Origin of the sequence: Dolichospermum flos-aquae CCAP 1403/13F (assembly GCF_012516395.1) — a bacterium.
Classification (GTDB): Bacteria; Cyanobacteriota; Cyanobacteriia; order Cyanobacteriales; family Nostocaceae; genus Dolichospermum; species Dolichospermum lemmermannii.
The window spans coordinates 3,745,347-3,760,179 of record NZ_CP051206.1; the positions used below are offsets into that span (position 1 = coordinate 3,745,347).

The following is a 14,833-nucleotide window of genomic DNA, read 5'->3' on the forward strand; positions in this document are numbered from 1 at the left end:
GGAAATCCCTGGCTTATCTGTCAAAATTAACACACTAGTATCTCCTGTCAAAATACTTTATTTGTTTCAAAAAGGTTCAGTATTTACGTATTCGCATAATATTTAAAGTTATCATTGACTCTTAATAGTATTAATCTTACAATTAAGGGCGGGGTTTACCCGCCCCTACAGGCAATTTTGCCGAAATAAATGGCAAGAATTAACTAGAAGTGTTTTACTTCTGAGCTTCAGCAATGGGAACCCACTCAGTGTGGAAAGATCCTTCTTTGTCAGTTCGTTTGTAGGTGTGAGCGCCGAAGTAGTCCCGTTGTGCTTGAGTTAAGTTTTGTGGCAAGCGATCGCGGCGGTAACTATCGAAGTAATCTAGAGAAGCACTGAAAGCTGGAACAGGAATACCCAACTTAGCAGCAGTGACAATTACTTCACGCCAAGCAGCTTGTCTATCGAGAATTGTTTGCTTAAATTCAGGCGCTAACAACAAGTTAGGTAAAGCGGGATTTTCGTCAAATGCTTTCTTAATCTTATTCAAGAAACCAGCGCGAATAATACAACCACCTTTCCAAATCCGCGCCATTTCGCCCAGATTTAAATCCCAATTGTAAGTTTTGGAAGCTGTAGATAACAGCGCCATACCTTGAGCATAAGAACAGATTTTGGAACAATAAAGAGCATCACGCACCATGTTCACAAAAGCTGCAATATCACCACCATACTTAGCATTTGGTCCGGTGATGACCTTAGAAGCAGCAATCCGTTCATCTCGAATTGAAGAGAGAATTCGAGCATTTACCGCTGCTGTAATTGTCGGAATAGCTACACCCAATTCTAAAGCAGTTTGTACAGTCCAACGACCAGTTCCCTTTTGACCGGCTGCGTCAACAATCAAGTCAACCAGGGGAATCTTGGTATCAGGATCTACGTAGGGGAAAATATTCGCGGTAATCTCAATCAAGAATGAATTGAGTTCATCCGTTGTATTCCATTGAGCAAAGACTTCATGGAGTTGTGCTGGACTTAAACCAGCCACATTTTTCAGCAAATCGTAGGCTTCTGCAATTAACTGCATATCACCGTACTCAATACCGTTATGAACCATTTTTACATAGTGTCCAGAACCACCAGGACCAATGTAGGTTACACAGGGACCATCATCAACTTGAGCCGCAATTTTGTTGAAAATGGGAGATAGGTACTCATAAGAGCTTCTTGTCCCACCAGGCATGAGAGAAGGTCCATTTAAAGCTCCTTCTTCACCGCCACTCACACCCATACCGATGTAGCGTAAACCGATGGGTTCTAATTCTTGAGTGCGTCTATCGGTGTCTTCAAACCAAGAGTTACCACCGTCAATAATGATATCACCTTCTTGGAGTAAAGGCTTGAGCTGTTGAATTACCGCATCAACAGGTTTACCAGCTTGTACCATCACCAAAATTTTGCGGGGACGTTCCAATGAGGCGACAAATTGTTCGAGGCTAAAAGCGGCTCTAACGTTCCGTCCTGGGGCGCGGTGCGCCATGAAGGCATCGGTTTTTTCACGAGAGCGGTTGTAAACTGCAATTGGGAAGCCATTTCTTTCTACGTTAAGTGCGATATTTTCGCCCATAACTGCTAATCCAATCACACCAAAGCTTTGTAGTGTCATAGTTCAGTTTAAATCTTTTGTTTGGGTTTGGCTCTTTCTCTTGCAGATCCTTTCTCTTTAAGGGTAGTCCGAGATTTTCGCTTCACTCCTAAAGAAGATATTAAGAGTTTTTCTAAAATTTAAGAAATCATCACTCACATCAATGAATTAATTTTAATTTGTATTGAAGTCCACAATTTAGTCCCAAATTTTGCAAAATTAAAATACATATAGCAGGAGTTCAGGAGTATGGCTAACGCCACGCTTCGCTATCAGGAGTTCAGGAGTCAAGAAGGAAGAAGGAAGAAGGAAGAAGGAAGAAAGAAGAAATTTCTCCCCTACTTCCCCTACTCCCCCTACTCCCCTACTTCCCCTACTTCCCCTACTCCCCCTGCCCCCTGTTCCCTTTCTCGAATTAAATAGTAAGGAGGATTAAAAAATGCTGGCTTATCTTCTAGCGTTGGTAATCGGTTTTGGCAGTCTCGCCATTTATTTATCAGCCTTCTTTTTTCCAGAAATCCATCGCAAGAATGATTTCATCTGGAGTGGCGTTGGGTTATTCTACGCTTTAGTATTATGGATTTTTGCACCTCGAATTACTGGGGGGCTGTTACTGGGTCATGTAGCTAGTGTGGCACTGTTGGTATGGTTTGGCTGGCAAACTCTCTCATTACGGCGACAACTTGCTCCCCAAGGACAACAAACTCCTCTCCCCAGTCCTGAGCTAATTAAGATTAGTCTCCAATCGCAAATGTCAAAGTTTTCTGTGAAAGAGAAATTTGGACAGTTATCAAGCTTCGTTGCTGGTGTATTTGGTGGTGCTAAGGCGAAGATACAGCAGACTGTGAATAAAAAGCCTGTGATCAAAACTGCTGAAGAGATTTTACAAACAACTCCAACTGAAGCAACGCCACCGTCAGTATTACCAGATGAGTCGGTAACTGCTACCCCAGCAATTACAACTGAAAGTTTATCAGCGGATACTTTTTCTCAAGCTCCTATTTTGGAAATGGTGGAAATATCACCAACTCCACCCACTGTTATGGAGGAAGAACAGGTAATTCCGCCAACAGCACCGGAAACTGTGGTAGAGATCACTCAAACTGAGGTGGTGATTTCCGAGTCATTTATCACAGGAGAAACCGAAACTGTGATGGAGATCACTCAAACTGAGGTGGTTATTGCCATAGAAGAAACTAGCGAAACGGCAGATGCACCAGAAATAAGTTCCCCAAATCCAGTGACATCAGAGTTATTAGCCGCAGAAGCAGCCGACAAGTCTGATATGACCATTGAGGAAGTTAAACCAGTTGGGGAAGCATTGCCAGAACAAATCCCACTAAATAAACCAGTCGAGGAGTAATTAAGAGGATTTACGCTGCTGATTCTAATAAATCAAAGGAATCTGGGTAGTTTATGATACTGCTGCCGCTGGATTAAGTCCCAATTGGGATAATAAACGGTCAATATCAAAATGCTCAGACATAAGAGAGCGAATGCACTCTATTTTAATTGGTTCATGAACACGAACTTGACCAAAGGTGCGATCAATTATCTCTACTGTGGTGAGAGTGTCTAAATCCACGGATAAAATCGGGATTTCTAACTCTTCAGCGCGGTTGAGGATAAAGGCAGGGGGTGGTAGTTGTCCAGTCAGGATGAGGCATTGAGTAGATGTTTCTAAGGCTGCTTGTTGAATTTCAACGCGATCGCCTCCTGTCACTACTGCCATATTCTGGCGTTTGCGGAAGTATTTGACGGCGGAATTGACATTCATCGCCCCAATGGCTAGACTTTCGACTAATAAATCTAGGCGATCGCTCCGACAAAGAACTTCCGCGTTTAACTGCTTGACTAATTCCCCAACGCTGACACTGCGGAGGACATCACTTTTGGGCAATGTTGCTAGGACGGAAATTCCCTGTTTTTCTAGGAATGGGCGTAAGAGTGTGTGAACTAACTCTAATTTTTCGTGAGGTACTTCATTAATTACCACACCCATTAACCGTTTGCCTAATTGCTGTTTAGCAAATAATAACGCCTCAACAGAAGTTAGTGATTGATAACGGCTAATTAACAGTACAGGAGCATCTAATTTTTCTGCTAATTCCAGTAAGGATAATCCAAATAAATTTCCTTCTGATAAGTTAGCAGGCCCTTCTAAGATTACCAAATTACTCTTTGGTATTTGTGAATACTTTTGTACTAGTAACTCTTGATAGTTAGTTGTATCTTCTCCCTGTAAGCGTTTCTGGACAGTAATTTCATCCAAAGATAATAAGGTGGGAGCAATGCGGTTGTCTGGCAGGTTAAGGTTATGAGTAATGAACTGGACATCTTCTTCAACTACTGTTCCCGCAGATGTCTTGACAAAATTACCCAAAGGTTTGCCATAAGCAATATCCAAACCTTTTTGTTTTAGCTGATGAGACAAACCTAAAACTGTTGCAGATTTGCCACTGTAAGCTTCAACTGATCCAACCAGCAAGTATTTAGCAAGTGTTGGCACGTATGCACTCCTAATTTCAAAAGTTTGTACAACTCAGCTAGGTGTCTACTAATTTTAGTGCAATAGGCGGAAGGTAAATAGCAATAGCTATCCTAATTGCCTGAATTTTCAAAATTAAATGGGAATAAATCTAGCTGTGGTAGCTATTGTAGCGATTTTGATCAAGATAAAAATATCTGTTTAAATAAATAATTTATGTTTCTTGGCATATAAAAGCGATTATATTGAAGCTTTGATTTCTTCTGATGTCATTACATGATCTGGATTTGCTTCGTAATCAGTAATCCGAGGCTTGATAGATACTGTACAATAAATAATTATATCTTTACCCACAAATTCCGCGCCTTGCGTTCTTATTTGATGGCAAAGAATCAAACAGGTTATACCGATGAGGAAATTTTTGAGATAATTTCATGAAGCTAGTTCTAGATACTAATGTTCTGATTCAGGAAATATTAGACAGAGTTTTCTAAATACATAGTTATTCAGCGAGTATTTCATTAAAATAATCTTGAAGGAGTAGTTATGTCCGCAAAATACTTTAATCCTTATACAGATTTCGGTTTTAAGAAACTGTTCGGAGAAGAAGGCAGTAAAGATTTACTCATGGATTTTCTCAACCAACTTCTACCAATACATCATCAAATTCAACAATTAACCTTTAAAAATCCAGAAAATCTAGCTGATACCATAGCAGAACGTAAAGCCATATTTGATATTTACTGCGAAAGTAAAACTGGTGATAAGTTTATTGTGGAAATGCAAAAAGCAAAAATCAAGCATTTCAAAGATAGAGCCTTATTTTATTCTACATTCCCCATTCGTGAACAATCAGAAAAAGGCGATTGGAATTTCTTTTTACTACCCGTCTATTTTATCGCTATTTTAGATTTTGAGTATGATGAAAATACAACATCTAAATTTAGGCGCGATGTGTGTCTAAAAGATCAAGATGGTGATATTTTCTTTGATAAGTTAAACTTTAAATTTTTACAAATGCCGTTATTCAATAAACAAGAAAATGAATTAATAACGCATTTTGATAAATGGCTGTATTTTTTGAAGAACTTAGAAAGTTTTAATCATATACCCGTGATATTAAATGAACCAATATTTCAGAAAGGGTTTGAAATAGCGGAAATATCTCACTTAAATGTGGAGCAGTATGAACAATATAAGAAGAGTTTAGTCCAGTATTTAGAAGTGAAAAATGTATTTGATACAGCCTTTGAAGAAGGTGAGAAGGTCGGCATTGAAAAGGGCATTGAGAAGGGTATTGAAAAGGGCATTGAGAAGGTTGCCAAAGCATTGAAAGAGCAAAATATAGCTATAGAAATTATTGCAGAATCAACTGGTTTATCTTATGAAGCTATTCAAAGAATTTAAGCGAATTATACCAATTGATAGACTTGCGCCCATTTTTTGTGCTATACAGAAAATATTAGACAGAGTTTTCTAAATACATAGTTATTCAGCGAGTATTTCATTAAAATAATCTTGGAGGAGTAGTTATGTCCGCAAAATACTTTAATCCTTATACAGATTTCGGTTTTAAGAAACTGTTCGGAGAAGAAGGCAGTAAAGATTTACTCATGGATTTTCTCAACCAACTTCTACCAATACATCATCAAATTCAACAATTAACCTTTAAAAATCCAGAAAATCTAGCTGATACCATAGCAGAACGTAAAGCCATATTTGATATTTACTGCGAAAGTAAAACTGGTGATAAGTTTATTGTGGAAATGCAAAAAGCAAAAATCAAGCATTTCAAAGATAGAGCCTTATTTTATTCTACATTCCCCATTCGTGAACAATCAGAAAAAGGCGATTGGAATTTCTTTTTACTACCCGTCTATTTTATCGCTATTTTAGATTTTGAGTATGATGAAAATACAACATCTAAATTTAGGCGCGATGTGTGTCTAAAAGATCAAGATGGTGATATTTTCTTTGATAAGTTAAACTTTAAATTTTTACAAATGCCGTTATTCAATAAACAAGAAAATGAATTAATAACGCATTTTGATAAATGGCTGTATTTTTTGAAGAACTTAGAAAGTTTTAATCATATACCCGTGATATTAAATGAACCAATATTTCAGAAAGGGTTTGAAATAGCGGAAATATCTCACTTAAATGTGGAGCAGTATGAACAATATAAGAAGAGTTTAGTCCAGTATTTAGAAGTGAAAAATGTATTTGATACAGCCTTTGAAGAAGGTGAAAAAGTCGGTATTGAGAAGGGCATTGAGAAAGGTATTGAGAAGGGTATTGAGAAGGGCATTGAGAAGGTTGCCAAAGCATTGAAAGAGCAAAATATAGCTATAGAAATTATTGCAGAATCAACTGGTTTATCTTATGAAGCTATTAAAAGAATTTGAGTGAATAATTCCAATTGATAGACTTGCGCTGATTTTTTGTGCTATACAGGAAATATTAGACAGAGTTTTCTAAAGTTATTCAGCGAGTATTTCATTAAAATAATCTTGGAGGAGTAGTTATGTCCGCAAAATACTTTAATCCTTATACAGATTTCGGTTTTAAGAAACTGTTCGGAGAAGAAGGCAGTAAAGATCTACTCATTGATTTTCTCAACCAACTTCTACCAATACATCATCAAATTCAACAATTAACCTTTAAAAATCCAGAAAATCTAGCTGATACCATAGCAGAACGTAAAGCCATATTTGATATTTATTGCGAAAGTAAAACTGGTGATAAGTTTATTGTGGAAATGCAAAAAGCAAAAATCAAGCATTTCAAAGATAGAGCCTTATTCTATTCTACATTCCCCATTCGTGAACAATCGGAAAAAGGCGATTGGAATTTCTTTTTACTACCCGTCTATTTTATCGCCATTTTAGATTTTGAGTATGATGAAAATACAACATCTAAATTTAGGCGCGATGTGTGTCTAAAAGATCAAGATGGTGATATTTTCTTTGATAAGTTAAACTTTAAATTTTTACAAATGCCGTTATTCAATAAACAAGAAAATGAATTAATAACGCATTTTGATAAATGGCTGTATTTTTTGAAGAACTTAGAAAGTTTTAATCATATACCCGTGATATTAAATGAACCAATATTTCAGAAAGGGTTTGAAATAGCGGAAATATCTCACTTAAATGTGGAGCAGTATGAACAATATAAGAAGAGTTTAGTCCAGTATTTAGAAGTGAAAAATGTATTTGATACAGCCTTTGAAGAAGGTGAGAAGGTCGGCATTGAAAAGGGCATTGAGAAGGGTATTGAGAAGGTTGCCAAAGCATTGAAAGAGCAAAATATAGCTATAGAAATTATTGCAGAATCAACTGGCTTATCATACGAGGCTATTCAAAGAATTTGAGCGAATTATAACAATTGATAGACTTGCGCCCATTTTTTGTGCTATACAGGAAATATTAGACAGAGTTTTCTAAATACATAGTTATTCAGCGAGTATTTCATTAAAATAATCTTGAAGGAGTAGTTATGTCCGCAAAATACTTTAATCCTTATACAGATTTTGGCTATGAACAATATAAGAAGAGTTTAGTGCAGTATCTAGAAGTAAAAAATGTATTTGATACAGCCTTTGAGGAAGGTGAAAAGGTCGGTATTGAGAAGGGCATTGAGAAGGTTGCCAAAGCATTGAAAGAGCAAAATATAGCTATAGAAATTATTGCAGAATCAACTGGTTTATCTTATGAAGCTATTCAAAGAATTTAAGCGAATAATGCCAATTGATAGACTTGCGCCCATTTTTTGTGCTATACAGAAAATATTAGACAGAGTTTTCTAAATACATAGTTATTCAGCGAGTATTTCATTAAAATAATCTTGGAGGAGTAGTTATGTCCGCAAAATACTTTAATCCTTATACAGATTTCGGTTTTAAGAAACTGTTCGGAGAAGAAGGCAGTAAAGATCTACTCATTGATTTTCTCAACCAACTTCTACCAATACATCATCAAATTCAACAATTAACCTTTAAAAATCCAGAAAATCTAGCTGATACCATAGCAGAACGTAAAGCCATATTTGATATTTATTGCGAAAGTAAAACTGGTGATAAGTTTATTGTGGAAATGCAAAAAGCAAAAATCAAGCATTTCAAAGATAGAGCCTTATTTTATTCCACATTCCCCATTCGTGAACAATCGGAAAAAGGTGATTGGAATTTCTTTTTACTACCTGTCTATTTTATCGCCATTTTAGATTTTGAGTATGACGAAAATACAACATCTAAATTTAGGCGCGATGTATGTCTAAAAGATCAAGATGGTGATATTTTCTTTGATAAGTTAAACTTTAAATTTTTACAAATGCCATTATTTAATAAACAAGAAAATGAATTAATAACGCATTTTGATAAATGGCTGTATTTTTTGAAGAACTTAGAAAGTTTTAATCATATACCCGTGATATTAAATGAACCAATATTTCAGAAAGGGTTTGAAATAGCGGAAATATCTCACTTAAATGTGGAGCAGTATGAACAATATAAGAAGAGTTTAGTCCAGTATTTAGAAGTGAAAAATGTATTTGATACAGCCTTTGAAGAAGGTGAGAAAGTCGGCATTGAAAAGGGCATTGAGAAGGGTATTGAGAAAGGTATTGAGAAAGGTATTGAGAAAGGTATTGAGAAGGTTGCCAAAGCATTGAAAGAGCAAAATATAGCTATAGAAATTATTGCAGAATCAACTGGTTTATCTTATGAAGCTATTCAAAGAATTTGAGTTAATCATGCCAATTGATAGACTTACGCCCATTTTTTGTGCTATACAGGAAATATTAAACAGAGTTTTCTAAAGTTATTCAGTGAGTATTTCGTTAAAATAATCTTGAAGGAGTAGTTATGGCTGCAAAATACTTTAATCCTTATACAGATTTTGGCTATGAACAATATAAGAAGAGTTTAGTGCAGTATTTAGAGGTGAAAAATGTATTTGATACAGCCTTTGAAGAAGGTGAGAAGTCCGGTATTGAGAAAGTTGCTAAAGCTTTGAAAGAGCAAAATATAGCTATAGAAATTATTGCAGAATCAACTGGCTTATCATACGAAGCTATTCAAAGAATTTGAGTGAATAATGCCAATTGATAGACTTTGCGATCGCATTACCGACTTTAACTCCACAGAAGGCGATTCCTACGGAGCGCTTCGCTATCGCTCTCAGCTTTGAATTAATTTGAGGATGCGATAGCGAAATGCGACCTAGAAATCACACTCTGTTAATTAATAATTAGGCTGTTACGATTAACTTCTGTTTTTTAGGTTCGCGTTTGCCATGATTTTGGATCTCTTCGACTGTGAAAAATTGCTGTCACAATCACACGACTCGACACAATTCGGTAGTATATAGCGTAGGGAAAACGTCGCACCACTGTTCGTCGAACATCAAGATACACAACTGCATAGGATTCTGGCATTTGACAAATCCGATTTAGCATATTATCCACGCAGTCTAAAAACTCGTCACCAAGTCCTGTTTGCTGACTTTGATACCAATTATACGCCTCATTCAGTTCTTCACGAACTTCTGGACGAAAAACTAGGACATAATTCATTGTTGTCCTCTAATTGAAGATTTAATTTCCTCCCATGTCATTACATCATCTGGATTTGCTTCATAATCACTAATCCGACGATCAAGTTCTCGTTTTTGTGCTGTTGTTAAATCGGGATAAGCCTGTTCTGCTGCTATACTTTCTAAAATATCTTGTACAATCCGAATTCTATCTGCAATACTCAGGGCTTTGATTTCATTTAAAGTTACACTGATATCCATGTTAACTGACCTCAATAGGAAGATAAGGCATACATCTATTTTCTAGGATAAGCGATCGCATCACTACCTAAGACTGATCAGTTTTACTCAAGATGCAAAAAAACTTTGTAAAGATTTACATACTAATAGTTCAATTTAGTATACACTGAATAAAAGTATTATGATAGGACAAATATTGGCATGGCTCGTAGTTTGGAGATTAAATCACTTGAATCCTGGAAGCTTGAACTTGGGTTGCTTCCAGTACCTTTGTTTAGTCTTCAAAATGGAAGCGGGAAATTTATCCTTCTAAATGGTAAAGTTGGTAACTTTTGCCTAGATTTAGGGCTTGAATCAGATGTTGAAGATCCTCGAACTTTAGCATGGTCTTCAGATGTTGGTCACTACGTTAGGGTCTCTAATGATTTTGTTGAAGTTCATAGATGGGATAACAAACCTTCCGCTCTAGAACGCTATACGAAAAAAAGCGTTGAAAATAATTTAGAAAAATTCTACGAATACCTACAAAAAGACCAACCATCAAGAGATTTATCCATTATTTCCTTTGCGATACGAACATTTAGAATTCTCAGGGGTATACTAGGGTATCATATTGATGGACAACAATCCTTAAGAGCTTTTCTTTATCTACTTGCTTGTGTAGCGGATAATGATGATCGCAATCAATTAAACATAAAAAAGTGGGGATTATCTCCTGATATTCAAACAATTATTTATTCAATTAATAACTTAGATTGGGAATCTTTGGTAAACACCCTAAAAGATGGAACTAGCTTTTATGGTTTGAAACCTGATATTTCTCTACTACTCCGTCATGCTTCAGGTACGCTCTTTCAAGAAGCACATTATGAAGCTTATACATTGAGCCAAGAGCAATCCTTTCTACCAGGTTTTTTGCCTGAACCTGTCAATGTTAAAAAAGAAACTAATTTTATTGGAATACATTACACACCACCTTCCATAGCTAGAACTTTAGTTGAAGAAGTATTAAATGCAATAGGTGATTTACCACCTTACTTGAAAGTTTTCGATCCCGCTTGTGGATCTGGAGTTTTTCTAAAAGAAGTATTAAGACAATTATCTTTAAAAAACTATCAAGGAAGAGTAAAACTTGAGGGTTGGGATATTTCACCAGCAGCTATTGACATGGCAACCTTTATTCTTCTATATGAAAAAGACAAGTTAAACAGTAAGTTTTCAGTAGATATAGAAATACAACATCGAGATTCTTTAAATGATCAGAATCAGTGGCGTGCTGATGCAGATATTGTTTTAATGAACCCTCCATTTTTATCCTGGAATAATATGGATAAACAACAAAAAGAGTTAGTAAAACAATCTTTAAATAAATTAATGCAGAAAACTCCTGATCTTTCAAGTGTTTTCTTGTGGAAAGGAGTGCAAAGCCTACCTTCAAAAGGTGTAATTGGTTGCATATTACCTGCTTCTATTTTGGATGCAGAATCGCACTTCAAAATCAGACAGGCAGTTATATCTCATGTAGATATTTATTTAGTTGGAAAATTAGGAAGTCATCATCTTTTCTCAAATGCCCAGATAGATAGTGCTGTGTTAGTGGGTAAATCTCCTAAAACAAGTGAATCAACACTTTCTCTATGGGCTGATCATCGCTTACAGTCATCTTCTGGTCTTTTACGTGCTTTGCGTAAATATAACTACTGTGGCAGAAATTCTTTTGATATTATAGATCAGGATGGATTTAGTATTTATGAAAATCCATCTTTAAGTACAAATCTCATTAGTTGGTTGCCTCGTTCTTATAAAGCTTTTAATTTATTAAAGAAACTGGAAAATTTCTCAAAAGTAAAAGATATTTTTGAAATTAGAGAAGGCGGATCAACAGGTTTAAACTCAGTTTTTATTTTGAAAAAAAATGATTTTGAAGCCTTGCCTAAAAAAGAAAAAAATTTTTTTAAACCTGTAATTATCAATGACTCTATCAATATAGGAAGACTTTTTGATACATTTTATGTTTTTTATCCTTATGGGGAAGATATACCAAAAATTCAATCAGAGGATGAACTCAAAAAATATGTAGGAACTTATTACGATAAATATTTACGTGAAAGTAAACCAAAAATTTTATCTAAGCCAGGAAAAACTGATAGTAACTGGTGGATGCTTCGCAGACATGGAACTTGGCAGGTGGAAAGGCAACCAAAATTAGTTTCCACACATTTTGGTGAAGCAGGTTCTTTTGCATGGGATGATTCTGGTAGTTATGTCGTGATAAAGGGATTTGCTTGGTTTCCCAAAGAAGGAAATATACTACCTGAAAAGATCGGATTAGCCTACCTTGCAATACTTTCCTGTTCACTGATAAATAACTTACTGGCTTCTATTTCTAATCATATTGGTGGCGGTCAATGGGATTTGTCAAAAAAATATATTAGCAATATGCCAATTCCTGATTTGATGGCTAAAAATTTGGATTTGAATGCCCTCGAATCTTTATACAAAATTGGTAAATTGATTAGTTCTGGAGAAGATTTTGATAGCCAAGTGCTAAATAAAATAGTTCTATCTTTATATCAACTACCGGATAATACAATTTCACTCTCAGAATTTTAAGGATGGGAAAAAAATCTCGACAACAGGCAGTACCATTTTGCGTTCCTGATGCTAAGACAGTCCTACAGTTGTGTACAAATCGTATTAAACCCGTATTGAATGTTAAAGAATTAGAATTTATAGAATTGCAAAAAGACTCAAAGCGTTATATTTATGAACTTACTAATAATAAATCAGGTATTGTATTTGCTACTGATGATAGAGGCAATAAACATCGTGTAATTCGGTTATTACCAGAAATTCTGGATTATACTTACTGGATAAATATATCTTTAACATTTTTGCCTGTATTTAATAATTCTAAGTTAAAGGTTAAACCTGATAATTTCCAGTTTTCAGGTGTGAGCATAAGAGTTTTTAAGGGATTAGCCACTGAGAATAAAGAGCCTTTATTTCGTGCAGAATGGGATGTATTAAAGGATGATAATAACCATGCACAACCTCATTGGCATATTTATAAATCATTTCTAATGAGAGATTTTGATACTTCAGAAAAATTAAGCTTTGAGTCTTTACTTAAATCTAATGAAGTACAAGATTTTGGAGCATCAACAGAACCAAATAATTTCGCAGATGAAAATTCTGATTTAAAAGAACAAAAAGACTGGGATGGTTCAACTAAATTTCACTTTGCTATGGCATCTCAATGGCATGAAAAAGGAGGAAAACATAGATTTGATATTGATAAAGATAGTTTATTATGTTGGCTAGAGGGCTGCATTCAGTACATCCAGGAACAACTAAGGTACGTTTCCGGTGTCAGATAAACTTTGAGGATTTGGTTGCCGATACAAAAAAATGAAGGATAAAAAATTCATCCTTCACCCTTCAAACGTTATGGTTTTTATTTCCTTATTTCTCAACACCTGTATGGACAGTTTTTACCCATTTGAGGCGTTTTGGTCGGAAAGACATTCGCGCTGTGGTGCTACCCATAACTACTAACCAATGCAACATATATAAACTGCCGCGCAGGGTTTGTAAAAATACCATTAAATAGGTAGATGGTTTAAATTGTTGTTCTGAACGGACGTGCTTTAAACCAGCAAACATTCCTACTACTGACATCCCCAAAGATAGTCCGGTTACAGAACTTAACATGGGGGGACGATGACGAGCGATCGCCATGAATATATCTGGTATTGCTGCTGTCGGTAAGATATACATTGTTACCATAAAGATCAACAAATCCCAGGTTTTCCTTGTCCCCATGCGGTTTTTGAGGATGAGATCCCAGTAGTCTAAATAACGTTGATAACCACCTTCTGCCCATCGGTTACGTTGATGCCAAAGGGCTGTAGCATTAGTAACACCTTCTTCTTGCACCGGCGGATAAAAAACGCATTCAATATCCCATTTATCCAGATGTAACCGGATAGTTAAATCCAAATCATCGGTGATAGTTTCCTCATTCCAACCACCGCAACTAGCCAAGGCTTGACGACGGACAAATTGACCATTACCTCGGAGTTCACCAATGCCACCAATAGCAGTGCGCTGTTGTTGAAACCAAATATCCAACAACATTTCCGCCATTTGTCCCTTAGTCCAAAAATTTTCCTTAGCATTGGCGATCGCTTTACGCATTTGTACCGCCCCTACCCGTTCTTTTTGAAACAACGGAACTATTTGTAATAGCAAATCTGGTGTAACTTGGGCATCAGCATCAAATACAGCAATAATGTCTCCCTTTGTCAGAGGTAATACTTGATTTAATGCCCCCGATTTGCCGCCACTAGCGTCAGGATCACGCCTAAATACATTAAGTTGTTGATATTCCTGCTTGAGTTGGGCGAGTAATTGGGGTGTATTGTCCGTACTATTATCATCAATAATCCAGACTTCATATTGACCATTACCGTATTCCAGATTACACAGATTCTTAACTAATCTGCCAATTACCGCTTCCTCATTTTTAGCAGCCACTAACACAGAAACAAAAGGCAAATCTCCCTCTATCTCTTGGGAATGGTGACGGGGTTTGGCAAAAATAATCCCCAAAGCATGAATACCTAGCATTGTTGTTAGTCCCAGGACAAATATCGAACCCCAGGAAACTAAATGCAAGGTAATAGTACCACTCCAGACTATAGTTAAAACTAGAGCAGCTTTGCCTCTACGGCCTTTAAATCGGACTGGTGGTAGAGACGCGGAATCCGTCCTTACTTCTGATTCCTCATCTACTGATAGGTCAGTAAAGATAGAGTCAAGGGGATCAGAGTTTCCGTTATCAGCATCATTTTCAGGACAGGAATTCGCCGGCATAGGTTACATAATTCAAAAACATCTATGCTATGTAGCTTTTATTTACAGACTAATACTGTAACAGATTCC

13 protein-coding genes and 2 pseudogenes are annotated in these 14,833 nt (G+C 36.2%); 10 read left to right on the forward strand and 5 right to left on the reverse strand.

Annotation, left to right across the window (positions count from 1 at the left end; translation table 11 throughout):
* Positions 1 to 214 precede the first annotated feature (214 nt).
* Entirely contained in the window at positions 215 to 1,645 is a 1,431-nt protein-coding gene (gene gnd, locus HGD76_RS18070; RefSeq protein ID WP_168696589.1) for an NADP-dependent phosphogluconate dehydrogenase, read from the reverse strand.
* Between the two features lie 228 nt (positions 1,646 to 1,873).
* Between gnd and HGD76_RS18075 the strand changes: the two genes are divergently transcribed.
* Both HGD76_RS18075 and HGD76_RS26295 read left to right on the forward strand, forming a co-directional pair.
* Entirely contained in the window at positions 1,874 to 2,047 is a 174-nt protein-coding gene (locus HGD76_RS18075) for a hypothetical protein (RefSeq protein WP_168696590.1), read from the forward strand.
* A 16-nt stretch (positions 2,048 to 2,063) separates the two neighbouring features.
* Positions 2,064 to 2,987: a Ycf66 family protein gene (locus tag HGD76_RS26295; protein ID WP_168696591.1), complete on the forward strand. Its 924-nt coding sequence runs from the start codon at positions 2,064 to 2,066 to the stop codon at positions 2,985 to 2,987.
* 51 nt (positions 2,988 to 3,038) lie between these two features.
* Here the strand turns inward: HGD76_RS26295 and HGD76_RS18085 are convergent, their stop codons facing one another.
* Positions 3,039 to 4,133 (reverse strand): phosphotransacetylase family protein, encoded by a 1,095-nt coding sequence (locus HGD76_RS18085; RefSeq protein ID WP_015079792.1) that lies wholly within the window; start codon positions 4,131 to 4,133, stop codon positions 3,039 to 3,041.
* Between the two features lie 525 nt (positions 4,134 to 4,658).
* Here HGD76_RS18085 and HGD76_RS18090 point away from each other — a divergent pair.
* The 6 genes and pseudogenes from HGD76_RS18090 to HGD76_RS18115 all read left to right on the forward strand — a co-directional run.
* On the forward strand, positions 4,659 to 5,519 hold the full coding sequence (locus HGD76_RS18090; protein WP_168696592.1) for an Rpn family recombination-promoting nuclease/putative transposase: 861 nt from the start codon (positions 4,659 to 4,661) through the stop codon (positions 5,517 to 5,519).
* A gap of 125 nt (positions 5,520 to 5,644) precedes the next feature.
* Positions 5,645 to 6,517 (forward strand): Rpn family recombination-promoting nuclease/putative transposase, encoded by an 873-nt coding sequence (locus tag HGD76_RS18095; RefSeq protein WP_168696593.1) that lies wholly within the window; start codon positions 5,645 to 5,647, stop codon positions 6,515 to 6,517.
* Positions 6,518 to 6,636: 119 nt separating this feature from the next.
* Entirely contained in the window at positions 6,637 to 7,485 is an 849-nt protein-coding gene (locus tag HGD76_RS18100; protein WP_168696594.1) for an Rpn family recombination-promoting nuclease/putative transposase, read from the forward strand.
* A gap of 164 nt (positions 7,486 to 7,649) precedes the next feature.
* A pseudogene (locus HGD76_RS18105) lies at positions 7,650 to 7,847 on the forward strand (Rpn family recombination-promoting nuclease/putative transposase); the annotation flags it as partial.
* A 125-nt stretch (positions 7,848 to 7,972) separates the two neighbouring features.
* Positions 7,973 to 8,857: an Rpn family recombination-promoting nuclease/putative transposase gene (locus HGD76_RS18110; RefSeq protein ID WP_168696595.1), complete on the forward strand. Its 885-nt coding sequence runs from the start codon at positions 7,973 to 7,975 to the stop codon at positions 8,855 to 8,857.
* A 158-nt stretch (positions 8,858 to 9,015) separates the two neighbouring features.
* Positions 9,016 to 9,201, forward strand: a pseudogene (locus HGD76_RS18115) (Rpn family recombination-promoting nuclease/putative transposase); the annotation flags it as partial.
* A gap of 188 nt (positions 9,202 to 9,389) precedes the next feature.
* Here the strand turns inward: HGD76_RS18115 and HGD76_RS18120 are convergent.
* Positions 9,390 to 9,686, reverse strand: a complete 297-nt coding sequence (locus tag HGD76_RS18120; RefSeq protein WP_015079799.1) for a type II toxin-antitoxin system RelE/ParE family toxin — start codon at positions 9,684 to 9,686, stop codon at positions 9,390 to 9,392.
* The gene (locus HGD76_RS18125) at positions 9,683 to 9,907 is read right to left on the reverse strand and encodes an addiction module protein (RefSeq protein WP_168696596.1); all 225 of its coding nucleotides are present in this window, start codon (positions 9,905 to 9,907) and stop codon (positions 9,683 to 9,685) included. Before HGD76_RS18125 ends, HGD76_RS18120 begins: the two co-directional genes overlap by 4 nt.
* 180 nt (positions 9,908 to 10,087) lie before the next feature.
* Between HGD76_RS18125 and HGD76_RS18130 the strand changes: the two genes are divergently transcribed.
* Together HGD76_RS18130 and HGD76_RS18135 are read left to right on the forward strand one after the other, a co-directional pair.
* Positions 10,088 to 12,499 carry an N-6 DNA methylase gene (locus HGD76_RS18130; RefSeq protein WP_168696597.1) on the forward strand — a complete coding sequence of 804 codons (2,412 nt, stop codon included), beginning with the start codon at positions 10,088 to 10,090 and terminating at the stop codon, positions 12,497 to 12,499.
* A gap of 2 nt (positions 12,500 to 12,501) precedes the next feature.
* Positions 12,502 to 13,266, forward strand: coding sequence for a hypothetical protein (locus HGD76_RS18135; RefSeq protein WP_168696598.1), 765 nt, complete (start codon positions 12,502 to 12,504; stop codon positions 13,264 to 13,266).
* Positions 13,267 to 13,351: 85 nt separating this feature from the next.
* Here the strand turns inward: HGD76_RS18135 and HGD76_RS18140 are convergent, their stop codons facing one another.
* Positions 13,352 to 14,764 carry a glycosyltransferase family 2 protein gene (locus tag HGD76_RS18140; RefSeq protein WP_168696599.1) on the reverse strand — a complete coding sequence of 471 codons (1,413 nt, stop codon included), beginning with the start codon at positions 14,762 to 14,764 and terminating at the stop codon, positions 13,352 to 13,354.
* Between the last annotated feature and the right edge of the window lie 69 nt (positions 14,765 to 14,833).